The 22,544-nt window shown below is 61.3% G+C and carries 21 protein-coding genes and 1 tRNA gene; 14 read left to right on the plus strand and 8 right to left on the minus strand.

Annotation, left to right across the window (positions count from 1 at the left end; translation table 11 throughout):
- The first annotated feature begins 9 nt into the window (after positions 1–9).
- A complete protein-coding gene (gene trpE / locus GOW72_RS13550) occupies positions 10–1,521 on the plus strand; it encodes an anthranilate synthase component I (RefSeq protein ID WP_170338448.1) in 1,512 nt (503 codons plus the stop codon).
- A 45-nt stretch (positions 1,522–1,566) separates the two neighbouring features.
- On the opposite strand, the gene GOW72_RS13555 is transcribed toward trpE, so the two are convergent.
- Entirely contained in the window at positions 1,567–3,030 is a 1,464-nt protein-coding gene (locus GOW72_RS13555) for a divergent polysaccharide deacetylase family protein (protein WP_170367177.1), read from the minus strand.
- Positions 3,031–3,226: 196 nt separating this feature from the next.
- On the opposite strand from GOW72_RS13555, the gene GOW72_RS13560 reads away from it, so the two are divergent.
- The 6 genes from GOW72_RS13560 to lexA all read left to right on the plus strand — a co-directional run bounded on the left by GOW72_RS13560 (position 3,227) and on the right by lexA (position 8,054).
- Positions 3,227–3,808 (plus strand): anthranilate synthase component II, encoded by a 582-nt coding sequence (locus tag GOW72_RS13560; protein WP_170338975.1) that lies wholly within the window; start codon positions 3,227–3,229, stop codon positions 3,806–3,808.
- A complete protein-coding gene (trpD, locus tag GOW72_RS13565; protein WP_170359083.1) occupies positions 3,805–4,824 on the plus strand; it encodes an anthranilate phosphoribosyltransferase in 1,020 nt (339 codons plus the stop codon). The genes GOW72_RS13560 and trpD overlap by 4 nt, the downstream gene beginning before the upstream one ends.
- Positions 4,821–5,633, plus strand: coding sequence for an indole-3-glycerol phosphate synthase TrpC (trpC, locus tag GOW72_RS13570; RefSeq protein ID WP_170367178.1), 813 nt, complete (start codon positions 4,821–4,823; stop codon positions 5,631–5,633). Before trpD ends, trpC begins: the two co-directional genes overlap by 4 nt.
- Positions 5,633–6,106, plus strand: coding sequence for a cyclic pyranopterin monophosphate synthase MoaC (gene moaC, locus GOW72_RS13575; protein ID WP_170367179.1), 474 nt, complete (start codon positions 5,633–5,635; stop codon positions 6,104–6,106). The genes trpC and moaC overlap by 1 nt, the downstream gene beginning before the upstream one ends.
- Positions 6,103–7,275 (plus strand): molybdopterin molybdotransferase MoeA, encoded by a 1,173-nt coding sequence (locus GOW72_RS13580; RefSeq protein WP_170367180.1) that lies wholly within the window; start codon positions 6,103–6,105, stop codon positions 7,273–7,275. The genes moaC and GOW72_RS13580 overlap by 4 nt, the downstream gene beginning before the upstream one ends.
- Before the next feature lie 80 nt (positions 7,276–7,355).
- Positions 7,356–8,054 (plus strand): transcriptional repressor LexA, encoded by a 699-nt coding sequence (gene lexA / locus GOW72_RS13585; protein ID WP_170363386.1) that lies wholly within the window; start codon positions 7,356–7,358, stop codon positions 8,052–8,054.
- On the opposite strand, the gene GOW72_RS13590 is transcribed toward lexA, so the two are convergent.
- Positions 8,038–10,080, minus strand: coding sequence for a ComEC/Rec2 family competence protein (locus GOW72_RS13590; protein WP_170367181.1), 2,043 nt, complete (start codon positions 10,078–10,080; stop codon positions 8,038–8,040). The genes lexA and GOW72_RS13590 overlap by 17 nt on opposite strands.
- A 78-nt stretch (positions 10,081–10,158) precedes the next feature.
- Between GOW72_RS13590 and gltX the strand changes: the two genes are divergently transcribed.
- Complete coding sequence (gene gltX, locus GOW72_RS13595; RefSeq protein WP_170367182.1) at positions 10,159–11,565, plus strand: glutamate--tRNA ligase; 1,407 nt, start codon at positions 10,159–10,161, stop codon at positions 11,563–11,565.
- Positions 11,566–11,679: 114 nt separating this feature from the next.
- Entirely contained in the window at positions 11,680–12,975 is a 1,296-nt protein-coding gene (gene gltA, locus GOW72_RS13600; protein ID WP_170338439.1) for a citrate synthase, read from the plus strand.
- 38 nt (positions 12,976–13,013) lie between these two features.
- On the opposite strand, the gene GOW72_RS13605 is transcribed toward gltA, so the two are convergent.
- Complete coding sequence (locus tag GOW72_RS13605) at positions 13,014–14,084, minus strand: PA0069 family radical SAM protein (protein WP_170367183.1); 1,071 nt, start codon at positions 14,082–14,084, stop codon at positions 13,014–13,016.
- A gap of 277 nt (positions 14,085–14,361) precedes the next feature.
- Between GOW72_RS13605 and GOW72_RS13610 the strand changes: the two genes are divergently transcribed.
- Together GOW72_RS13610 and GOW72_RS13615 are read left to right on the plus strand one after the other, a co-directional pair.
- On the plus strand, positions 14,362–15,060 hold the full coding sequence (locus GOW72_RS13610; RefSeq protein WP_093962188.1) for a corrinoid protein: 699 nt from the start codon (positions 14,362–14,364) through the stop codon (positions 15,058–15,060).
- A gap of 175 nt (positions 15,061–15,235) precedes the next feature.
- Complete coding sequence (locus GOW72_RS13615; protein ID WP_170367184.1) at positions 15,236–15,907, plus strand: DUF1638 domain-containing protein; 672 nt, start codon at positions 15,236–15,238, stop codon at positions 15,905–15,907.
- 25 nt (positions 15,908–15,932) lie between these two features.
- On the opposite strand, the gene GOW72_RS13620 is transcribed toward GOW72_RS13615, so the two are convergent.
- The gene (locus GOW72_RS13620) at positions 15,933–16,343 is read right to left on the minus strand and encodes a SufE family protein (protein ID WP_170367185.1); all 411 of its coding nucleotides are present in this window, start codon (positions 16,341–16,343) and stop codon (positions 15,933–15,935) included.
- Between the two features lie 138 nt (positions 16,344–16,481).
- On the opposite strand from GOW72_RS13620, the gene GOW72_RS13625 reads away from it, so the two are divergent.
- Positions 16,482–17,006 carry a hypothetical protein gene (locus tag GOW72_RS13625; RefSeq protein WP_170338953.1) on the plus strand — a complete coding sequence of 175 codons (525 nt, stop codon included), beginning with the start codon at positions 16,482–16,484 and terminating at the stop codon, positions 17,004–17,006.
- An 8-nt stretch (positions 17,007–17,014) separates the two neighbouring features.
- Here GOW72_RS13625 and rnd read toward each other — a convergent pair whose 3' ends face one another.
- From rnd to purM, 3 genes are all read right to left on the minus strand, one after another.
- Complete coding sequence (gene rnd, locus GOW72_RS13630) at positions 17,015–18,172, minus strand: ribonuclease D (protein WP_170367186.1); 1,158 nt, start codon at positions 18,170–18,172, stop codon at positions 17,015–17,017.
- Positions 18,173–18,285: 113 nt separating this feature from the next.
- Positions 18,286–18,882, minus strand: a complete 597-nt coding sequence (gene purN, locus GOW72_RS13635) for a phosphoribosylglycinamide formyltransferase (protein ID WP_170367187.1) — start codon at positions 18,880–18,882, stop codon at positions 18,286–18,288.
- Positions 18,879–19,925, minus strand: a complete 1,047-nt coding sequence (gene purM, locus GOW72_RS13640) for a phosphoribosylformylglycinamidine cyclo-ligase (RefSeq protein ID WP_170367188.1) — start codon at positions 19,923–19,925, stop codon at positions 18,879–18,881. Before purM ends, purN begins: the two co-directional genes overlap by 4 nt.
- A gap of 106 nt (positions 19,926–20,031) precedes the next feature.
- Between purM and GOW72_RS13645 the strand changes: the two genes are divergently transcribed.
- Positions 20,032–20,108, plus strand: a tRNA-Ile gene (locus tag GOW72_RS13645).
- A gap of 13 nt (positions 20,109–20,121) precedes the next feature.
- Here the strand turns inward: GOW72_RS13645 and GOW72_RS13650 are convergent.
- Positions 20,122–21,441: an ATP-binding protein gene (locus GOW72_RS13650; RefSeq protein ID WP_170367189.1), complete on the minus strand. Its 1,320-nt coding sequence runs from the start codon at positions 21,439–21,441 to the stop codon at positions 20,122–20,124.
- Positions 21,442–21,485: 44 nt separating this feature from the next.
- Between GOW72_RS13650 and GOW72_RS13655 the strand changes: the two genes are divergently transcribed.
- Positions 21,486–22,400 (plus strand): MBL fold metallo-hydrolase, encoded by a 915-nt coding sequence (locus GOW72_RS13655; RefSeq protein WP_170367190.1) that lies wholly within the window; start codon positions 21,486–21,488, stop codon positions 22,398–22,400.
- Positions 22,401–22,544 lie beyond the last annotated feature (144 nt).

Consider the following 22,544-nt stretch of genomic DNA (forward strand, 5'->3'; position numbering starts at 1 on the left):
GGAACGAAAATGGCTCTGACACCCGATTTCGACAGCTTTGCCCGCGCCTATGAGGCCGGACAGAACCAGGTCGTTTATACCCGTCTGGCCGCTGATCTGGACACACCGGTTTCGTTGATGCTCAAGCTGACGGGCGCCCAGAAGGACGCCTTCGTCCTTGAATCGGTGACCGGAGGCGAAGTTCGCGGGCGGTATTCGATCATCGGGATGAAGCCGGATCTGATCTGGCGCTGTCGGGGCGAAACCTCGGAATTGAACCGTTCGGCGCGGTTTGATGCGGATGCGTTCGACGCGCAAGATGGCAACCCGATGGACAACCTGCGCGCGCTGCTCGCCGAAAGCGGCATCGACCTGCCCGATGACCTGCCCCAGGCTGCGGCCGGCCTGTTCGGTTATTTGGGATACGACATGGTGCGCCTTGTCGAATACCTGCCGGATGTTAACCCCGATCCTTTGGGCCTGCCGGATGCGATACTGCTGCGCCCGTCGGTGGTTGCGGTCTTGGACGGTGTGAAAGGCGAAGTCACCATTGTGTCTCCGGCCTGGGCCAGCGACGGGCAGTCAGCTAAGGCCGCCTACGCACAAGCGGCCGAGCGTGTGATGGACGCGGTGCGCGACCTGGAACGCGCAATGCCCTCGGAATCGCGGGATTTGGGCGAAGCGCACGAGATCGCGCCGCCGGTATCCAACTTCACCAAATCGGGCTACATGGAAGCCGTGGAAAAGGCCAAGGAGTACATCCAGGCTGGTGACATCTTCCAGGTGGTTCCGGCACAACGCTGGACGCAGGATTTCCCGCTGCCGCCCTTTGCACTGTATCGTTCCTTGCGCCGCACGAATCCGTCGCCGTTCATGTTCTATTTCAACTTCGGTGGCTTTCAGGTGATCGGCGCCAGCCCGGAGATACTCGTGCGCGTGTTCGGCAACGAAGTGACCATCCGGCCGATCGCCGGAACACGTCCCCGTGGTGCGACCCCCGAAGAGGACAAGGCGAACGAGCTGGATTTGCTGGCCGACAAAAAGGAACTGGCCGAGCACCTCATGCTGCTGGACCTGGGCCGCAACGACACAGGTCGCGTGTCCAAAATCGGCACCGTCCGCCCGACCGAGGAATTCATCATCGAGCGCTACAGCCACGTGATGCACATCGTGTCGAACGTTGTGGGCGAGTTGGCCGACGACAAGGATGCCCTGGACGCCTTCTTTGCCGGGATGCCGGCGGGCACGGTTTCAGGTGCACCGAAGGTCCGGGCGATGCAGATCATCGACGAGTTGGAACCCGAAAAGCGCGGTGTCTACGGTGGCGGTGTCGGCTATTTCAGCGCCGGTGGCGACATGGACATGTGCATTGCGCTGCGTACGGCCATCGTGAAGGACCAGAAACTATATATCCAGGCCGGCGGTGGTGTCGTCTATGACAGCGACCCCGAGGCCGAATATATGGAAACCGTGCACAAATCGAATGCGATCAGGCGGGCCGCCGCGGATGCGGCGCGGTTCACCGGATCCGGGAATTCATAAAAAAGGCGGCTAACCTGGCCGCCTTTTCTTCTTTTTCTACACTGATTACTGGATCTGGCTTTTCATCACCGCCGAGATCGGGGCCAGGGCAACTCGGTTGCCGCGATCCTCAAGCCCCCAGAGCAACAACGCCGAAATTGTCTCGGGCCGCAATCGGCCCAGCATCACAACTGCGCCTTCCTGCCCGGCACGAAAAGCTGCCTGGTCCAGGAACCGGCGCATGACCGTTGGATCCTGACGCGCACCGTCGATGTCGCGGAACACCACACTGGATGGAATGCCATTCCGCGCGGCCAGCTTTTGGACGGTGTTCAACCCGTTGTCCTGCACGACCAGCCCACGGCCCGTTCCTGCCGCGATGGCAGCCACCTGATCGGCCAACTTGCGGTTGCCCTGTATCCCGGTGTTCACGCCCTCGAGCAGGCCAACGGTTTCAGGCAAGGTTTCAAGCCAGACCGCCAGCGAAACTTCGGCATCCTGCGCGCTGGCCGCCTTTGGCAGGTCGGTCAAGGCCAGAACCTCGAACCCAGCCTCGCGATAGCGCTTCATCTTCTCCGCCGCTTGCGGATCCGAAGGGCTGACCGCAAAGCTCAGCGGATACGGAAAATCCTTCAGCGCCTCAGCCCCGAACGCACCTTCGTCATCGATCAGGATGATCGACATCAGCGGTTTGGCATCCGGGTTGTCAAAGGCGGCGGCATAAGCATCGATCGGCTTACCGGCCATGCCCTCACCCTGTGCCGGCTGATCGGCCGGGGCATCATCGCGTTCGGTCAGCGGGATCACGCGTTTGCCGGCAATCGAAGATGAGGCCGTTGCCTGTTCGCCGCCGATCTGGGGCAAGGCCGCGATCCGGGCCCGTTTGCGGGGCTGCGTGTCTTCGTCCCCCTCGACCGCGATCGGGCTGTCGCCGGTTCCGGTCGGTTGATCCGGCTCAGGTGTCGACGGCAGCGCGGCTGTTTCCGGCGCCGGGGTCGCCTCGGGTTCCGCATTTGCCGCAGTCTCTGGTTCGGCGGTCTCTGGCTCGACGGTCGTGACCTCTTGCGCCGGGGGCTGTGGTGCGGCCGGCGGTGTCGCGTCCACGGTAACGGGCTGGACCTCCTCGTCCGGACTGGAGGGAACCGGTCCGGGCGCCGGGGGCGCGGCTGGCGCGTCGGTCGTCACATCGACCGACGCGGCGTCTCCCGCACCCGGGTCGTTCAGGCCTGCCACGGTGTCACCGACCTGCGGACGATCATCCGGCTCGGCCTGAATGCCATCCAGTCCAGTGGCCCCATCCGCCGTATCGTCCAGCGCCTCCAACGCTCGTGGTGCGATTTCGACAAGATCGGAATCCGGACCGGCGCCCTGCACTTTCGTATCCGCCTTGGGCAGATCGGCTTCCACCGCGGCTGGCGCCGCTGTCTGAATATCCGGTTTGCTGCCAAGTGGCGTGTTAAGGGAAAGCACTGCGCCCAGAACCAACACAACGACCGCGCCGGCGATCATTCCACCGATAAATCCGCCCATCTGTTCTTGCCTCTCGTCTTTCATCCTGCCTCGGCAGCCCGTGCACCGTCTCTGCGGCACTCACCCGTCCGGTCGCCTTGTTGGGGTTGTCCCCTTGACGCTGCCGCACAAGCCTGAGCATGTATGTCCCGACACTATACCGTGGCGCGGGGCTGTATCGCCAGTCCGAATTGCCCAAACACAAGACAAGTGCCAAATGCTGCTGCTGATCGACAACTACGACTCGTTTACCTACAACCTTGTCCACTATTTGGGCGAATTGGGCGCGGAAATGGTCGTGCGCCGCAATGATGCGCTGGATGTGCAGGAAGCGATGGCCATGAACCCTGCCGGCATCTTGCTGAGTCCCGGCCCTTGTGATCCGGACCAGGCCGGGATCTGCCTCGCCCTGACCGAGGCAGCTGCGGAAACGCGCACGCCTTTGATGGGTGTATGTCTGGGTCACCAGACCATTGGTCAGGCCTTTGGCGGCAAGGTCGTGCGGTGCCACGAAATCGTGCACGGCAAAATGGGAACCATGCATCACACTGGCAAAGGCCTGTTCGCCGGCCTGCCGTCACCGTTTGAGGCGACCCGCTACCACTCACTGGTCGTCGATCGGGATACCCTGCCCGATTGCCTCGAAATCACGGCAGAGTTGGAAGACGGCACCATCATGGGCCTGCAACACAAAGAGCTGCCGATCCACGGTGTTCAATTCCACCCGGAGTCGATCGCCTCGGAGCACGGCCACGCTCTGCTGAAGAATTTCCTGAACGAAATGAAAGTCCCCGCATGAGTGACGCGCTGAAACCGCTGATCGGAGCTGCGGCCGATCGCGCCCTTACCCGTGCCGAAGCCGAACAGGCCTTTGAGATCCTGTTTGAAGGCCGCGCCACGCCCAGCCAGATCGGCGGTCTGTTGATGGCCATGCGGACGCGCGGCGAAACGGTCGAGGAATATGCCGCCGCTGCCGCCGTGATGCGCGCGAAATGCAACGCGGTCAAAGCGCCATCTGGCGCGATCGACATCGTTGGAACCGGCGGCGACGGGAAAGGCACGCTCAATATCTCGACCGCAACGGCTTTTGTCGTTGCTGGCGCGGGCGTGACCGTGGCCAAGCACGGCAACCGGAACCTCAGCTCGAAATCCGGGGCCGCCGACGCATTGGGACAGATGGGAATCAACGTGATGGTCGGGCCGCAAGTCGTTGAAAAGGCTTTGCAAACCGTCGGCATCGGGTTCATGATGGCGCCCATGCATCACCCGGCCATCGCCCATGTCATGCCCACCCGGCAAGAGCTTGGTACCCGAACCATCTTCAACATCCTTGGCCCCCTGACCAACCCCGCCGGTGTCAAGCGGCAGCTGACCGGAGCCTTCAGCCGCGACCTGATCCGACCGATGGCGGAAACCCTTGGTCTGCTCGGGGCCGAGCACGCCTGGCTGGTACATGGCTCGGACGGGACCGACGAGTTGACGATTACTGGCATCAGCTGGGTCGCGTCGCTTGAGGACGGACGGGTGAAAGAGGTCGAACTGCATCCCGAAGATGCGGGCCTGCCGGTTCATCCGTTTGAAGATATTCTGGGCGGAACACCCGAGGAAAACGCCGTCGCGTTCCGCGCATTGCTGGATGGCGCGCCGTCGGCCTACCGGGATGCGGTCCTGCTGAACGCGGCTGCGGCCCTTGTGGTCGCCGAAGCTGCACCGGACCTGAAACAAGGCGTCGAAATGGCCGCCGAAAGCATCGACAGCGGCAAGGCGAAAGACAAGATTGCTGCTCTGGCACAACTCACACAGGAAGCCGCATGACCGAAACCGTTCTGGACAAGATCAAGGCCTACAAGCTGGAAGAAGTCGCCGCCGACAAAGCCCAAGTTTCTCTGGACGAGGTCGAGCAACAAGCCCGCGAAGCGTCTGAAACGCGCGGCTTTGTGGATGCTCTGCGCACGGCCAGTCGCCGTGGTTATGGCCTGATCGCCGAAGTCAAGAAGGCAAGCCCGTCCAAGGGTTTGATCCGTGAGGATTTCGATCCGCCCGCGCTGGCAAAAGCCTATGAAGAAGGTGGCGCTGCCTGCCTTTCGGTTTTGACGGACACACCCAGCTTTCAGGGCGCCAAGGAGTTTCTGACCGCCGCCCGGGCTGCATGCTCGCTTCCGGCACTGCGCAAGGACTTCATGTATGATCCCTATCAAGTGGTCGAAGCGCGGGCACTGGGTGCCGACTGTATCCTGATCATCATGGCATCGGTCGACGATCAGCAAGCCGCCGAACTGGAACAGACCGCGTTTGATTGGGACATGGATGTCCTGATCGAGGTACATGACGAGGCCGAGCTTGAACGCGCGGCCGATCTCAAAAGCCCTCTCATCGGGATAAACAACCGCAATCTCAAGACATTCGAGACCTCACTTGATACCACTCGTCGCTTGTCCAAGCTGGTTCCCGCTGACCGCATGATCGTGTGCGAAAGCGGGCTGAACACCCCGGAAGACCTTGCGGATATCGCCCGCTATGGTGCCCGGTGTTTCCTGATCGGAGAAAGCCTCATGCGGCAGCAGGACGTCGCCGCCGCAACCCGTCACATCCTGTCGAACCCGCTGGTGCCGGGGGTCATGTGATGCCCCTGACGCATTTTGACAGCGACGGCCAGGCCCATATGGTCGATGTATCGGACAAGGACACGACAAACCGCGTCGCCGTTGCAACGGGTCACGTGAAAATGGCGCAACAAACATTTGAAATCATTTCCGAAGGCCGCGCGAAGAAGGGCGATGTTCTTGGGGTTGCCCGGTTGGCCGGGATCATGGGGGCAAAGAAGACACCGGACCTGATTCCGCTGTGCCATCCCTTGCCTGTCACCAAGGTGTCGGTTGACCTGACAATGGACCCGGACCTGCCGGGCGTGCAGATCGAAGCGACGGTCAAGACCACCGGTCAGACTGGTGTCGAGATGGAGGCCCTGACAGCTGTGTCTACCGCGGCGCTGACCGTCTATGACATGGCCAAAGCCGTCGACAAGGCAATGGAAATCGGCGGGATCCGCGTTCTGCTGAAAGATGGCGGTAAATCAGGTCGTTACGAGGCGAAATGATAACGGTTGAAGAAGCCCGACAGTTGCTGTTCGGCCTGGTAGCCACCATGCCCGAAGAGCAGATTGCGCTTGCTGACGCGGCCGGTCGAGTGCTGATGCGGGATGTCAAAGCCGAGCGGGACCAACCCCCGTTTGCCGCCTCTTCAATGGATGGATATGCGCTGAAGTCAGCCGAAGTGGAACGTCACGCGATGTTCAAGGTCATCGGTGAGGCCGCCGCTGGCCAGCGTTTCACCGGCAAGGTTGGCCCGGGCCAGGCGGTTCGAATCTTCACCGGGGCTCCGGTCCCTGACGGGGCAGATTTCGTCGTCATCCAGGAAGATACCGACCTGCGCGGCGATCTGTTGACGATCACGGAAGATTCCGGCCAAAAAACCAACATCCGACCGGCAGGCGTGGACTTCACCATCGGCGATGTAGTTAGTGCGCCGCGAGTCCTCTCGCCCGAAGATCTTGCATTGCTGGCGGCGATGAATGTTCCAACCGTCTCCGTGGCCACCAAACCTCAGATCGCGCTGATCGCCACGGGAAACGAGCTGGTCATGCCGGGCGAAACTCCGGGACCTGACCAGATCATTGCCTCGAACTCGTTTGGCATCAAAGCGTTGCTCGAGAAAGCTGGCGCACATGTTCGCATGTTGCCAGTGGCACAGGACACCCTGTCATCGCTGGAAACCGCGTTTGGCTTGGCCGAAGGCTCCGATCTGGTCGTGACAATTGGCGGAGCGTCGGTGGGTGACTACGACCTTGTGGCCGAAGCATCGCATCGGCTGGGGCTCGAGCAATCCTTCTACAAGGTCCTGATGCGCCCCGGCAAGCCGCTGATGGCCGGGCGGCTGGGTAATGCGGCGATGATCGGGTTGCCCGGCAACCCAGTCAGCGCGATGGTTTGCGGATATCTCTTCCTGGTCCCCTTGGTCAAAAAGATGCTGGGCATCCAGACTGTTGATCCGACTCTCCATCAGGCCATCCTGTCGGAGGCCCTGCCACCGAACGGCCCGCGCGAGCATTACATGCGCGCTCGATTGGAATGCAATGGGATACGCGCGTTCGAGGATCAGGACAGTTCGCTGCTCAGCGTTCTGGCGCGGTCAAACGCCTTGCTGATGCGCCCTCCAAACGATCCCGCGCGGGCTGCGGGGGAAACGGTGTCCTACCTGCCGATTTAGGTTCAGCCGGCAAATCGATTGACACAAAACGTGAACATGCGTAGAACAAAAGAAAACGCATGGGCAACGAGGTGTGAGCGATGCTGACCAAGAAGCAATTGGATTTGCTGGAATTCATCCACAAACGCGTTCAGGCGGACGGTGTTCCACCCAGCTTTGACGAAATGAAAACGGCGTTGGACCTGAGATCCAAATCCGGCATCCATCGGTTGATTACCGCGCTTGAAGAGCGTGGGTTCATCCGGCGTCTCGCCCACAGGGCGCGCGCGATCGAGATCGTGAAACTGCCCGAAAGTCTGGGAGGCGAGCCGACCGCCGGCTTCACGCCCCGCGTGATCGAAGGTGACAAGCCCAGCGTGCCCCGCCCCGCCAATGTCGATCCTGTGTCGGTGGACGCTCTCGAACTTCCGGTGATGGGCAGAATTGCCGCCGGTGTTCCTATCGAGGCGATCAGCCATATTTCCCATCATGTTGCGGTACCGGGCACGATGGTATCGGGCCGTGGCGAACACTATGCCCTTGAGGTGCGGGGAGACTCCATGATCGACGCCGGTATCAATGACGGGGACGTGGTCGTGATCCGCGAAACGTCTTCGGCAGACAATGGCGACATTGTCGTGGCTTTGGTCGAAGATCAGGAGGCAACCCTGAAAAGGTTTTTCCGGCGCGGCCAGGCGATCGCGCTCGAGGCCGCCAACCCCGCTTACGAAACGCGGGTATTGCCCGAGGATAAGGTCAAGGTTCAAGGGCGTCTCGTCGGACTTATTCGGACTTACTGAAGCCGTCGGGCCGAGCCGGTGACCAAAGGCGCGGCCCCGTCGCATCAGCGCTGCTGAACATCTTTCCTTGGCGGATCGCAAGGCTGCCGGTCTTTCGCAGTCGGTCAGGATCAAAAACGGCGCAGTCACCGGTCAGTTTGATCGGCACGGCAGAGACCACGAGTTCGCCCGGTCGGCAAACGGTGACCTGCTGCGCCGCGCGCTTGCCCGTGATGTGGACCAGCTGGAAATCCTCTAAAGGATATCGCTGAACAAGATCTGGGGCCGATGGCCACCGGCCCGCAGCCTCCGGCTGGGTTGCTCCGTCTCCATCGTTTTCAAGCCAGACCGAAGCGACGAACCCAGCGCCTTTTTCCTTGCTCAACGCGCGGCCCTTCTCGGTCATCACCCCGACCAAACCACCTGAATCGGCGATCAGCACCTCGGGCCGCTGGCCTTGTCCCCAGAATACTGCGGCGAATGCCATCAGAAAAACTCCGACCCAGCGGCTGCGTCCCTGCCACAAAATGACCCACAGCGCACCCAAGGAAAACAGCGGCAGGACAAAACCGGGCGAGCTGGCAACGAAGCCCCGTGCACCATCGAGGCCGGACACCCAGTCCGAGACGGCCAGGATCCACGCCAGTCCGATACCCATCACATGGATCGCAACGGCCTCGAGCCCGAAAGGCGCGAGGATCGCTGCCAGAACTGCCGAGGGAACCACGACGGATCCCATAACCGGCACGGACAGGGTGTTGGCCAGCAAGCCGTAGCGCGACACCATATTGAAATGCGCCGCACCAATCGGGGCCGTCGCCAAACCAGCGACTGCCGAGGAGCACAGAAGCCCACCCACCGGGCGCAACCACTTGGGCACTCTTGGAACCTCAACGTCGCGAAGGGCACCGAAAACCGCGACCAGTGCTGTCGTGGCGGCAAAGGACATCTGAAATCCGGGGCTGAGCAATGATTCGGGGCGAAGAAACAGCACCAACAGCGCCGCAACCGCGACGGCCCGCAAAGATATGGCACGCCGATCGATCAAAACCGCCCCAAACAGAACCGATACCATCACGAAGGCGCGCTCGGTCGCGACATTGCCCCCAGAAAGCAACAGATAGAGCGTTGCAGCGATCAGCGCGCAGACCGAGGCAACCTTGCGAACCGGCCACCGCAACGCCAAGGCGGGCAAGGCCGCAAGCAGTACCCGGCAAGTCACAAAGACGAACCCCGTCAACAACCCCATATGCAGGCCGGAGATTGCAAGCAGATGGGCAAGGTTCGACGCGCGCAAATTGTCCAAAGCGGCGGCGCTGATGCCGCTGCGATCCCCGGTCGAAACAGCTGCGGCAAAGCCGCCGACATCACCTGGCAGCACTTCTCTCACTCTGTCGGAAATGGCCATGCGCACGGCAGCGACACGCACCCCGGCCTCAAAGCGGGCCGGAGCAGCGGTGACCACCGGCGTACGCGCGTATCCGACCGCGCCCAAGCGCTGAAACCAGGCGTGTCTGCGAAAATCAAAGCCGCCAGGCTCGACGGGGCCTTGCGGCGGTGACAGATGGGCTGTTGTCATAATGCGTTGGCCAGGCACAATCGGTACATGGTCGCCATGCAACGAAAGTCGGATGCGCCGCGGGGTTTGGTCCGGCGGTACGTCCCCGATCCGTACCTGGTCCAGCGTAACCCGCAGCGCATCCGAAGCAGAGCGATCCAACGCCACGACCCTCCCCTCAACCGGGCCGTAATAGCGCCATTTCAAAACCGGCTCTGCAACCATGTGAGCGCGAGCACCTGCCAGGATGAACCCGACGGCGACCAGCGCCCCCCCTATTGCCAACGGAGCCCAGGCAGACGACATCCGGCGGCTGGCCCAAATGGCAAGCAGGACCAACCCGGACAGGCCCAAATAAACCCGCGCATCCGGCTCGAATCGGATTGCGAAATACAGGCCTATGCCGATTGCCAGACAAACCGGAGACCAAGGCAAAAGGTGCCCTCGCTGGTTCAGCAACGCACCTTCGACCCACGGCACAACACGCATGGTTGCCCCCGTCCTTGAGGCTCGTTAGACAGGCTCAACTCTACGCTCAACGCGGTTACCAAAAGGTTAATCACTACAATGTCCGATCAGGTCGTCACCCGATTTGCACCCTCGCCCACCGGCTATCTGCACATTGGCGGAGCCCGTACTGCGCTGTTCAATTGGCTTTACGCCCGCGGTCGAGGCGGAAAGTTCCTGCTGCGGATCGAAGACACGGACCGCGAACGGTCAACGCCCGAAGCGACCGAGGCTATCCTCAAGGGCATGAGCTGGCTCGGGCTCGACCACGACGGAGATGTCATCAGCCAGTTCGAGGGCGCAGCTCGTCACGCCGAAGTCGCGCATCAGCTGCTGGCAGAAGGCAAAGCATACAAGTGCTTTGCGACCCAGGAAGAAATCGCGGCCTTTCGTGAACAGGCCCGGGCCGAGGGCAAGTCGACCCTGTTCCGCAGCCCGTGGCGCGACGCCGACCCCAGCACACACCCCGACCGCCCCTTCGTTGTGCGGATCAAGGCTCCGCAGGATGGCACAACCGTCATCCGCGACAAGGTCCAAGGTGACGTAACCATCCGAAACGATCAGCTGGACGACATGGTCCTCCTGCGTTCGGACGGCACACCGGTCTATATGCTGGCGGTGGTCGTTGATGACCACGACATGGGTGTGACGCATGTCATTCGCGGCGACGACCACCTGAACAACGCGGCGCGGCAGATGATGATCTATGAAGCCATGGGCTGGAAAGTTCCGGTCTGGGCGCACATCCCGCTGATCCACGGCCCTGACGGAAAGAAACTCAGCAAGCGGCACGGCGCATTGGGCGCGCAGGAGTATCAGGCCATGGGCTATCCTGCCGCCGGTATGCGAAACTATCTGGCGCGCCTGGGCTGGAGCCACGGGGACGACGAGTTCTTTACCGATGAACAGGCCAAGGAATGGTTCGACCTGGACGGAATCGGGAAAAGCCCGGCGCGGTTCGATCTGAAAAAGCTCGAGAACTTGTGCGGACAGCACATCGCCATATCCGATGATGCTGCATTGCGGCAAGAAATCGAAGAATATCTGGACGCCGCTGGCCTGCCTGCGCTGACAGAAACACAATCGGGTGATTTGGAACGTGCGATGTATTGCCTCAAGGATCGGGCGCGTACATTTCCGGAACTCCTTGAAAAGGCGCATTTTGCACTGACTGCGCGACCGATCGAGCGCGATGAGAAAGCAGAAAAGGCGCTGAGTTCTGTATCCGACGGTATACTGGATCAATTGACGCCGCAGCTGCAAAATGCTAGCTGGACCCGGAACGAACTGGAGGAGACCCTCAATTCGTTTGCCGAGGCAAACGGGTTGAAGTTCGGCAAGCTGGCTGGCCCCCTCAGGGCTGCGTTGGCGGGTCGGGCCGTCACACCTTCGGTTTTTGACATGATGCTCGTGCTGGGTCGGGATGAGACCATTGCACGGATTTCTGATGCAGCGGCACAGTCCTGACTTCACATTCGGGTAACGCTGCTCCGCTACGACCTGACTCGCGCAGCCTTGCGCGATCACCGCCCGTTTTGTCGGTCAGCGAGCCGGCATTCGTATGATTGAGGAAGGGAAAACATGACCGAGAGCAACAAGACAGCGACTCTGACCGTCCACGGAAAAACCTATGAGTTGCCGGTTCATTCGCCAACGGCCGGTCCCGACGTAGTCGACATCCGCAAGCTCTACGGTCAGGCCGGCGTGTTCACCTACGACCCGGGCTTCACTTCGACCGCAAGCTGCGACAGCACCATCACCTATATCGATGGCGAAAAAGGCGAATTGCTGCACCGTGGCTATCCGATCGACCAACTGGCCGAGAAATCGCACTTCCTCGAAGTGTGCTTCCTGCTGCTGTACGGATACCTGCCCAAGGCCGACGAACTGGAAGAGTTCGAAACGACCATCACCCGCCACACCATGATCCACGAGCAGATGCACTATTTCTTCCGTGGCTTCCGCCGCGACGCGCATCCGATGGCTACGATGGTGGGCGTGGTCGGAGCCATGTCGGCTTTCTATCACGACTCGACTGACGTGGGCGACGAGCGCCAGCGCGAAATCGCGACGCACCGCCTGATCGCCAAAATGCCGACAATTGCGGCGATGGCATACAAATACTCGATCGGTCAGCCGTTCATCTACCCGCGCAATGACTTGGACTACGCGTCGAACTTCCTGTACATGTGCTTCGCCGTTCCGGCCGAGGACTACGTCGTCAACCCGATCCTCAGCCGCGCCATGGACCGGATTTTCACCCTGCACGCCGATCACGAGCAGAACGCCTCGACCTCGACCGTGCGTCTGGCTTCGTCGTCGGGCGCGAACCCGTTCGCCTGCATCGCGGCCGGTATCGCCTGCCTCTGGGGCCCGGCGCACGGCGGCGCCAACCAGGCCTGCCTCGAGATGCTGGAAGAGATCGGCAGCGTCGACCGCATCCCCGAGTTCATCGAACGCGCCAAGGACAAGAACGATCCGTTCCGCCTGATGGGCTTTGGTCACCGCGTGTACAAGAACTTTGACCCGCGCGCCAAAGTGATGAAGCAGTCGGCCGATGAGGTTCTGGACTTGCTGGGCATCGAGAACAACCCGAAACTGCAGGTCGCCAAGGCGCTTGAGAAACAAGCACTGGAAGATCCGTATTTCGTCGACAAGAAGCTGTTCCCGAACGTCGATTTCTACTCGGGCATCATTCTCGAGGCGATGGGTTTCCCGACCTCGATGTTCACCCCGATCTTCGCGCTGTCGCGCACCGTTGGCTGGGTCAGCCAGTGGAAAGAAATGATCGCCGATCCTCAGAACAAGATTGGCCGCCCGCGCCAGCTGTACCTGGGCGAAACTCTGCGCGACTACGTCGACATCGAAAACCGCTGAGACAGACAAAAGGCCCCGCCATCGAGCGGGGTCTTTTCTTATTGGAACAGTGACAATTGATCCCCGGCCCGCGCAGGCCGTGCAAAGAGGTCGCAACGCAGTTTGGGAGTTGTGGTCGCCAATCCAAGTCGCGCAATCGCAGACTTGAACCGCTTGGCGACCATTTCGGCGTAGACCCCCTCGCCGCGCATCCGATGCCCCCACCGCGGGTCGTAGTCCCTGCCCCCGTGCATTTCGCGCAACCGCGCCATGACCTTTTCGGAGCGACCAGGCTCGTGTTCGGACAACCACTCCTGCCACAGTTGCGAGACTTCGCGGGGCAACCGTAGCATGATCCAACTGGCCGCATCCGCGCCTGCGTCGCGGCCCGCCTCCAACAGCGCTTCAAGCTCGTGATCGGTCAGTCCCGGAATGATCGGGGACGTCATGACGCGCACGGGAATCCCGGCCTCGGTCAACTTTCGGATCGTGCGCAGCCGACGTTTTGGCGCAGGGGCACGCGGTTCCATCCGCCGCGACAGGCCAGAATCCAACGTGGTCAGCGAGATGCCGACCCGGACCAGCCCGAGGGCGGCCATCGGCGCGAGAATGTCGATATCCCGTTCGATCAAAGCACCCTTTGTCACGATCGCAACCGGGTGGTTGAAATCTCTCAGAACCTCCAGGCAGGCCCTTGTGATCGAAAGTATTTTTTCGATCGGCTGATACGGGTCCGTATTTGTACCCAGCGCAATCGGCGCCACCTTGTACCGCGCGGACGAAAGCTCGCGCGCAAGCACATCAGGCGCGTTCGGACGTGCGATCAGTCGCGTTTCGAAATCCAACCCGGCAGATAGTCCGAGATATGCATGTGTGGGTCGGGCAAAGCAGTAGACGCAACCGTGTTCGCACCCGCGATACGGGTTGATCGACCGGTCAAATGGCAGATCGGGTGACTTGTTGTAGGTGATCAGAGACTTCGCGACCTCGTCCCGAACCGAGGTTCGCAAGGGAGGCAGAGGCTCGGGATCCTCCCAGCCGTCATCGACCGCTTCGTGCGCATACGCCTCGTACCGACCAGCATCGTTCGATACGGCACCTCGCCCGGAAATAGTGTGGCGCAACGGCATATTTGTTCCCTCTTTGTTCACGTAATTCCTAGCATCTGCGGGTTTCCGCGGCAAGTCTGCCATCACAGTTGCCGGCCTTGTCTCAAGCACAGAACCCATGAATACCGCTCAGAAAGATCATGTGAAATTTGGCGTCGAGCGCGCCAAGATTTTCACCTATAGGTCGGTCTCGGAACCGCCGAGGTCGCAATCGTCACAGTCTAACTGCGGCGAAATGGCCAAAACGGGAAAAACAGCCACCAAGGGCGCAAGGCCCGCCAGCTCAGGGAAATGACCCATGTCCGATGAAGAAGACATCGTCCTGTCGGAACTCAACGACGACGAACTCGTCGAACAGATGTTTGATGACCTCTACGATGGTCTGAAGGAAGAGATCGAAGAAGGCGTGAACATCCTGCTGGAACGTGGATGGGCACCTTATGACATTCTGACCAAGGCGCTTGTCGGCGGCATGACTATCGTCGGCCAGGATTTCCGCGACGGCATCCTGTTCGTGCCCGAAGTTCTGCTGGCCGCCAACGCGATGAAGGGCGGCATGGCCATCCTCAAGCCTCTGCTGGCGGAAACCGGCGCTCCGCGCGTTGGCAAGATGGTGATCGGCACCGTCAAGGGCGACATCCACGACATCGGCAAGAACCTCGTCTCGATGATGATGGAAGGCGCCGGTTTCGAGGTTGTCGATATCGGCATCAACAATCCGGTCGAAAACTACCTGGAAGCGCTTGAAACCGAGCAGCCTGATATTCTGGGCATGTCGGCCCTGCTGACGACGACCATGCCGTACATGAAAGTGGTCATCGACACGTTGGTCGAACAGGGCAAGCGTGACGATTACATCGTGCTGGTAGGCGGCGCCCCGCTGAACGAAGAGTTCGGCAAGGCGATCGGCGCTGACGCCTATTGCCGGGACGCGGCGGTTGCGGTCGAAACCGCCAAGGAGTTCGTCTCGCGCAAGCACAACCAACTGGCGGGTTGATCCTGCACGCCTTGTTTTGTCAAAGCCGCCTGTCCGGGCGGCTTTTTCATTTCCGGGCCGTGGCATCACAACGAGATCGAAACTCAGGTGCCGAGTGTGTGATCCCAAAGGCCGCGAACTTGCATCCGGGGCTTTTTCGCAGTCATTTGACATTGGAACCTTGCGGAGGCGAAACATGCCGCAGCACGACATGCCTGACGACAAACGCCTGACGGAAAAGGGCTTTGACGAGATGGATGCACAGCAAAGCATCCTGTTGATCGCCTGCGGCGCGTTGGCGCGCGAGATTCTGGACCTGAAAACACGCAACGGCTGGGACCACCTTGCTCTGACGTGCTTGCCTGCCATCCTGCATGTCTATCCCGAACGGATCACTCAGGCCGTCGAGGATGCCGTCGCCAAGCATCGCGACCAGTATGACCGGATTTTTGTCGTCTATGCCGATTGCGGGACCGGCGGACTGTTGGAGCAGGCCTGTAAACGACTGGGTGTCGAAATGGTGCGGGGACCGCACTGTTATTCCTTCTTCGAAGGTAACGACAAATTCGCCGAACGCAGCGACGATGAGACTACGGCCTTTTACCTGACCGACTTTCTGGCCAGACAATTTGATGCGTTCGTCTGGAAACCGCTGGGGCTGGATCGGCACCCGGAACTGCGCGACATGTATTTCGGAAATTACACCAAGCTGATCTACCAAGCGCAGACAGATGACCCCGAACTGACCCGTCGGGCACAGGAATGCGCCGATCGGATGGGGCTGGAGTTCGAACGCCGTTTTACCGGATATGGCGATCTCGAGACCGCGCTGAAAGACTGGGCCGACGCACGCCCCAATTCTTCCTGATTGGCCCCCGAATGGCGAAACCGGCTCAGGCGTTTTCGCGCGCTACGTCTCGGATTCGGTCGATCATCGCACGCACACCGTTCGACCGCTGGGCCGACAGATGTTCATTCAACCCCAATCGGGCAAGCTCGGCCGCGGCGTCGACCTTCTCCACTTCGGCAACTGGCAAACCGTTGTAAAGCGAGCGCAATACAGCGATCAGACCGCGCACGATCAGCGCGTCGCTGTCGCCGTCAAACCGAAAAACACCATCTTCGATCACCGGATGAAGCCAGACCTGACTGGCGCAGCCATGGACTTTGGTTGCCGGCACCTTCAAGGCGTCATCCAGCGGCTCCATCGCCTTGCCCTGCTCGATCACGTGGCGGTACCGGTCTTCCCAGTCCACAAGGAACTCGAAATCCTCGACAATCTCCTCAAAGGCAGGCGTGGCCATGAACGTGGGTCCTCTGGTTGCGGTTCTGGTTCTGACCTAAGTCGCTCGATGTCCGGTGTCCACCCCCATGGGCGGCTTTTCAAACGACCGAAAGTAGGCTAACCCAGTGCGGGTAATACCTTGCAAAGCTTTGGGTCCATGCAAAAAACTGTTTCCGTCCTTCTTGTCGCCCTGTTGACCCTGTCCGCCTGCAGCAGCTGGCGCGATTCCCGGGCAAACCCGTCGAACTGGTTCGGGAACAGCACCCCTGCCCCGGTCGAGACATCGGCCAGCGACGCAGATGCGCTGGTGCCGAAGCAAAGCTCGGGCCGGGGACTGTTCGCGCGCCCTGAACCCGAAGATACCAGCGTACCGATCACCACCATCACCGAGCTGCGGATCGAACCGAACGCCTCGGGGGCAATCGTTGTCGCGCAAGGCACCGCCTTCCGCCAGGGCGCCTATGACGCAAAGCTCACCTTCGTCGAATCCGAGGAAAACCGGAAGAACGGCGTTATGGAGTTCGTTTTCCGCGTGAACTACCCGACCTATGCCACTGCGCAGGGGCCCGAACGTACGCGTGAAGTGACCGATGCGGTCAATGTCAGCCGTCAGGACCTTGAAGGCATTCGTCTGATCCGCGTGGTTGGTCAGCAGAACGCCCTGGAATCGCGTCGGCGCTGAAATCGATCTTACAGGGGGACGACCTGAACAGTTTGTCCCTTCGCTGCCAAGGCGATCTCGCCTCTGCAGAGTTTGAGCGCGTCCTCGCCAAAAACCTCGAACCGCCAGCCGGACATCGCAGCAACGTCACGGTCCCCAGCCGCGATCTGATCCAGCTCCGAGCTGGTCGCGATGAGCTTGGCCGCGACCCCTGCGGTTTCCGTCTTTGACTTCAGCAATACCCGCAGCAGGTCAGCCAGCGCGGGGTTCACCTTGATCTTGTCCCGGCTGTTGTCCACCCGCGGAAGATCCTCAGGCGGGCAATTCACACCGGCCTGAACGGCGGCCAGAATACCGTCGGCGATGGCACCTTTGCGCGCTTCGCGCAGCAGCAAACGCGAGCTGCCCAGATCAGCATGCGTGCGTGGTTTGGTCGACGCCAGCTCGACCAGCGCATCATCCTTGAATACACGGCTGCGTGGCACGTTGTTCTGCTGGGCATATTCCTCACGGAACCGGGCAAGCTCCCGCACCACCGCAAGGAACTTGGCCGAGTTGGTTCGGGTCTTGACCCGCCGCCATGCCTCTTCGGGGCGGATGTCATAGGTTGCCGGATCGGTCAGAACGCGCAACTCCTCCGCTACCCAATGGCTGCGCTTGGATTTTTCCAGCTCTGCGGCCAGATGTTCATAGATTTTGCGCAAATGCGTTACGTCCGCCAGCGCATAGGTCTGCTGGGCCTCGCTCAGCGGGCGCCGCGACCAATCAGTAAACCGCGAGGTCTTGTCCAGACCCTGTTTGCAGATTTTGCGAACCAGCGTTTCATAGCCAACCTGTTCCCCGAAACCACAAACCATTGCAGCGACCTGCGTGTCGAATAGCGGCTTGGGGAAAATACCGGCCTCCACCCAGAAAATCTCAAGGTCCTGGCGGGCGGCATGGAAAACTTTGACGACGTTTTCGTTCTGGAACAATTCGTAAAGCGGCTCAAGCGACAGTCCTTCTGCCAGCGGATCGACCAATACCGCGCTGTCCTCGTCTTCAGAGGGCACGGCCAACTGGACCAGACATAACTTGGAGTAGTAGGTCCGCTCGCGCAGGAATTCGGTATCGACGGTCACATAGGGGTGTTGGGCGGCAGCCTTGCAGAAGTCAGCCAACTCTCGCGTGGTTTTGAGGGTCTTCATGCGCTTGCTATTCTTGCTCTTGCTCTGGTCATTGCCCGTTGGTTTCTTCTGCCCCGAGCGCTTGGCCAGACCATAGGCCGAATTGGCCGCTCATGTAAATCTCTGGCGCAAGATCAGGGGAGTAACACCGGTGCGCGATCGCCACGGGCAAAGCGCTCCAGAACCGCCGGATACAGCTTGTGTTCCCAGGCCAGCACCTTCCGAGCAAGCGAATCCGGGGTGTCGCCGGGTTCGACCGGAACCCGCGCCTGACCCAGGATCGGACCGTCATCCAGCGCCGCGGTAACCTCGTGCACGGTGCAGCCATGTTCGGCATCTCCCGCCGCTATGGCGCGGGCGTGGGTGTTGAGCCCTTTGTACTTGGGCAGCAGCGAGGGGTGGATATTCAGCATCCGCCCCTGAAAGCGGGACACGAAATCGCCCGTCAGAACGCGCATGAACCCGGCCAGGCAGATGATGTCTGGCTGCGCCTCGAGCAGCGGCTTGCACAGCTCGGCCTCAAACGCGGCGCGGTCACCGCCGAACGGCCGGTGATCGACCACGGCTGTGGCAATCCCGCGATCCGCCGCCTTGGCCAAGCCGCCAGCATCTGCATTGTTCGACAGAACCAGACAGGGGCGCGCCGGGTGGTCGCCTGTCATGCTGTCGACCAGCGACACCATGTTCGACCCGCCCCCGGAAATCAGGATGGCGACGCGCTTGTGGCTCACAGCAGCGTGCCTGCGTAGCTGACGCCCGCCCCTTCGGTGACCGATCCGATGCGCGCGACGCTCTCGCCGGCATCCGTCAGCAGGGCGGCCAGGTCATCGGCGCGGTCGGCGGCACAGACGACGATCATGCCGATCCCGCAGTTGAAGGTCTTGAGCATTTCCGCCTCGGCGATGCCCCCGGTTTCCGCCAGCCAACGGAACACCGGCGGCAGATCCCAGGCGTTCAGGTCGATTTGCGCACCCAGGTCGTCGGGCAGCACGCGCGGCAGGTTCTCGGTCAGCCCGCCGCCAGTGATGTGCGCCAGCGCATTGACGCCACCCGCCCGGATCGCGGCGAGGGCAGGTTTGACGTAGAGCCGCGTGGGCGTCAGCAGCGCCTCTCCCAAAGGCCCGTCGCAGAACGGCGAGTCCGCGTCCCATCCCAACCCAGAGATCTCGACCAGTTTGCGCACCAGCGAATAGCCGTTGGAATGCACCCCGTCCGACGCCAGCCCCAGCAGAACATCCCCGGCCTGCACACCGGCGGGCAGATCGCTGCCGCGCTCCATCGCGCCGACAGCAAAGCCTGCCAGGTCGAAGTCGCCATCGGGGTACATCCCCGGCATCTCGGCGGTTTCACCCCCGATCAAGGCACAGCCCGATCGGACGCAGCCCTCGGCGATGCCCTCGATGATCCGCGCGGCGGTCTCGGTGTCCAGCTTGCCCGTGGCGAAGTAATCCAGGAAGAACAACGGCTCGGCCCCCTGGCAGATCAGGTCGTTCACGCACATGGCCACCAGGTCGATCCCCACACCATCGACCACGCCCGTGTCGATCGCAATCCGCAGCTTGGTGCCCACGCCATCGGTTGCCCCCACCAGGATCGGGTCGGAATACCCTGCCCCTTTCAGGTCGAACAGCGCGCCGAACCCGCCAAGGCCGCTCATGACGCCGGGGCGGTTCGTCCGCTTGGCGGCGGGCTTGATCCGGTCGACCAGCGCGTTGCCCGCATCGATATCCACGCCCGCATCTGCATAGGTGATGCCGTTCTTGCCCGCTGTCATGGCCGTTCCCTCATGAATGCTTTCAGCGCGGGTTAGTCGATTGTGCGCCGCGTTGCAACGGTCAGGCTTGACGCGGCTGTTCTGCGTGGTACCCAAGCGCTCAGGCGGGCCTGTAGCTCAATTGGTTAGAGCAGAGCGCTCATAACGCTTTGGTTGGGGGTTCGAGTCCCTCCGGGCCTACCAAATACGGCCGAAATCACCGCCCGATGATGATGTCTGCGCACAAACCGCCCAAGCGTTCGCTTTGGCCCAAGCGCAAAACACCGCCGTGGACACGAGCGATATCTGCAACGATCGCCAGCCCGAGGCCCACCCCGCTGCCCTGATTCTGGTTCCGCGACGGGTCCAACCGGCTGAACGGCTTAACCGCCTCGGTCCGCTGTTCGGGCGGGATGCCGGGGCCATCATCCTCAACTCGAATGCGCAGCGATTTGTCAGTCAGGGTCATGCTGACCATCGCGTGCGACCCGTAGCGCACCGCGTTGCCGATCAGGTTTTCCACGGCGCGGCGGATTGCAGTCGGACGCAGCATCACTGCACCGTGCCCTTCGGGCGGCAGCAACTCGACACTTTGTCCGGCCCGTTGCGCATCATCCACGATCGAGCGCAGAAGCTCATCCGGACGAACCTCGACCTGCTCGCCCTCGGACGCGCCGCGCGAGAAATCAAGGAAGGCATCCAAGAGTGACTGCATTTCGTTCACGTCCTGAAGCAGCGGCTTTGCATCTTCCTCGGGCAGCATCGACAGGCCAAGCTTGAGCCGGGTCAGAGGCGTTCGCAGGTCATGGCTGACTCCCGACAGCATCAGGGTCCGCTGCTCGATCTGCCGCTCGATCCTGGCGCGCATGTCAAGAAACGCGCTACCGGCGGCCCGCACCTCGACGGCCCCTCCGGGGGTGAACGGCACGACCCGACCGCGACCAAAAGCCTGCGCCGCATCGGCCAGCCGAGTGATCGGCCGCAACTGATTGCGCATGTACAAGAACGAAATCGAGGTCATGATCACCGCAAAGAACAGCATCGTGACGATCAACTGGTGCGGGGCGACCGTCGACAGACGCCGGCGATCAAAGCCAAGCTCCAACACACCCAGATGGGTGTTCAAGAACAAAGTCGCGACCTGACTGTCCGGCAACGATACCGCTACGAGGTTCGGCAGCAGCTCTCGAAGATCAGCGTCGATCTGCGGTGCGATGAAATCATACCAGCGCCGAGGTTCAATCGTAGGCGTTTCGTTGACCCCCAGAAAACGGGCCTGCATGTCCAGCACCCTCAGATCCGGACGCACCGCGGCCAGCGCCTGCTGTTGGGTTTCGGCACCCTGAATGTCTTCCAGAACCAGCCGCACTTCGCGCGACGCCGCCCGGGTCATCTGACCGGTCACATCCTCGAGGTGTTCACGCACGAATGCCACCGACACCACCAACAGAACCACGATCACCGGCAGCACCAGAATCAGGGCCGCCCGGGCATACAAGCTGCGGGGCAAATAGGGTTTGAGCCAGCGCGAGGACATGCGCTAAACCTAGCGGGCTGCCCCGCCAAGAGAAAGAGGCCAAGATGCTGCAAGCAGACGATTTCAACCCGAAACCGGGGATCCCTGTCGCCCTGCAGCCGGGCCTCAGGCTCTTGCTGGCCCCAAACCCGTCGCCGATGACCTATCTGGGGACAAATACATACCTCCTGGGCACCAGCGACCTTGCCGTAATCGACCCCGGACCGTTGAGCGACAGTCACATTCAAGCCATTCTGGATGCGCTGCAGCCCGGGCAAATGATCAGCCATATCGTGGTCACCCACAGCCACCTGGACCATTCGCCGCTGGCTGCTCCGCTGTCAGAGCGGACAGGTGCCCCGATCTACGCCTTTGGCGGGCCACAGGCAGGGCGCAGCGCGATCATGTCCCAACTGGCCGAGCAAGGCTTCGCCGGCGGCGGCGAGGGAATCGACACGGGATTCCGCCCGGACATCGAGTTGGCGGACGGCGACAGGATCGAGGGGGACGGATGGGGCCTTGAGGTCATTCACACGCCGGGTCATCTGGGCAATCACATCGCGCTGGCCTGGGGAGACGTTTGTTTCACCGCCGATCACGTGATGGGCTGGGCCAGTTCGCTGGTTTCGCCTCCGGATGGTGATCTGACAGACTTCATGAAAGCCTGCCACCGGCTACGCGCACGCGACTGGTCCGTCTTCCATGCCGGGCACGGCGCGCCGATCACAGACCCCTCGGGTCGGCTTGACTGGTTGATCCGCCACCGGCTGGAACGTGAGGCACAAATCCTCGACGCGCTGGCCGAGCGCCCGGGCACAGCCCGGGATCTGGCCCAGCGGATCTATGTCGAAACCCCGCCTGCCCTGCTTCCAGCGGCCGAGCGCAACGTGTTTGCCCATCTGGTGGATCTGACCGGAAAAGACCGCGTCGCCCCCCAAGGCGCACTGTCGGTGCAAACCAGTTTTCACCGCATCTCCTGAACGCGCAAAAAATTCACCCTAGGTGCTTTTCCCCTCTGGACGCCGAAAAACCGGATTGCTATATGCGCCTCAGTTCCGGCGTAGCTCAGCGGTAGAGCAGTTGACTGTTAATCAATTGGTCGTAGGTTCGATCCCTACCGCCGG

The sequence above is a fragment of the Ruegeria arenilitoris genome (assembly GCF_013032855.1).
Taxonomy (GTDB): domain Bacteria; phylum Pseudomonadota; class Alphaproteobacteria; order Rhodobacterales; family Rhodobacteraceae; genus Ruegeria; species Ruegeria arenilitoris.

Bases quoted from the DNA above. Each gene is read 5' to 3' on its own strand.
- gltX (WP_170367182.1), top strand. From the start codon at position 10,159: ATGTCCGATCAGGTCGTCACCCGATTTGCACCCTCGCCCACCGGCTAT.
- GOW72_RS13555 (WP_170367177.1), bottom strand. From the start codon at position 3,030: ATGGGCGGATTTATCGGTGGAATGATCGCCGGCGCGGTCGTTGTGTTG.
- GOW72_RS13605 (WP_170367183.1), bottom strand. From the start codon at position 14,084: ATGCCGTTGCGCCACACTATTTCCGGGCGAGGTGCCGTATCGAACGAT.
- GOW72_RS13615 (WP_170367184.1), top strand. From the start codon at position 15,236: ATGCCGCAGCACGACATGCCTGACGACAAACGCCTGACGGAAAAGGGC.
- purM (WP_170367188.1), bottom strand. From the start codon at position 19,925: ATGACAGCGGGCAAGAACGGCATCACCTATGCAGATGCGGGCGTGGAT.
- GOW72_RS13625 (WP_170338953.1), top strand. From the start codon at position 16,482: ATGCAAAAAACTGTTTCCGTCCTTCTTGTCGCCCTGTTGACCCTGTCC.
- GOW72_RS13560 (WP_170338975.1), top strand. From the start codon at position 3,227: ATGCTGCTGCTGATCGACAACTACGACTCGTTTACCTACAACCTTGTC.
- GOW72_RS13610 (WP_093962188.1), top strand. From the start codon at position 14,362: ATGTCCGATGAAGAAGACATCGTCCTGTCGGAACTCAACGACGACGAA.
- rnd (WP_170367186.1), bottom strand. From the start codon at position 18,172: ATGAAGACCCTCAAAACCACGCGAGAGTTGGCTGACTTCTGCAAGGCT.
- GOW72_RS13655 (WP_170367190.1), top strand. From the start codon at position 21,486: ATGCTGCAAGCAGACGATTTCAACCCGAAACCGGGGATCCCTGTCGCC.
- gltA (WP_170338439.1), top strand. From the start codon at position 11,680: ATGACCGAGAGCAACAAGACAGCGACTCTGACCGTCCACGGAAAAACC.
- trpE (WP_170338448.1), top strand. From the start codon at position 10: ATGGCTCTGACACCCGATTTCGACAGCTTTGCCCGCGCCTATGAGGCC.
- GOW72_RS13580 (WP_170367180.1), top strand. From the start codon at position 6,103: ATGATAACGGTTGAAGAAGCCCGACAGTTGCTGTTCGGCCTGGTAGCC.
- GOW72_RS13650 (WP_170367189.1), bottom strand. From the start codon at position 21,441: ATGTCCTCGCGCTGGCTCAAACCCTATTTGCCCCGCAGCTTGTATGCC.
- moaC (WP_170367179.1), top strand. From the start codon at position 5,633: ATGCCCCTGACGCATTTTGACAGCGACGGCCAGGCCCATATGGTCGAT.
- GOW72_RS13590 (WP_170367181.1), bottom strand. From the start codon at position 10,080: ATGCGTGTTGTGCCGTGGGTCGAAGGTGCGTTGCTGAACCAGCGAGGG.
- trpC (WP_170367178.1), top strand. From the start codon at position 4,821: ATGACCGAAACCGTTCTGGACAAGATCAAGGCCTACAAGCTGGAAGAA.
- GOW72_RS13620 (WP_170367185.1), bottom strand. From the start codon at position 16,343: ATGGCCACGCCTGCCTTTGAGGAGATTGTCGAGGATTTCGAGTTCCTT.
- trpD (WP_170359083.1), top strand. From the start codon at position 3,805: ATGAGTGACGCGCTGAAACCGCTGATCGGAGCTGCGGCCGATCGCGCC.
- lexA (WP_170363386.1), top strand. From the start codon at position 7,356: ATGCTGACCAAGAAGCAATTGGATTTGCTGGAATTCATCCACAAACGC.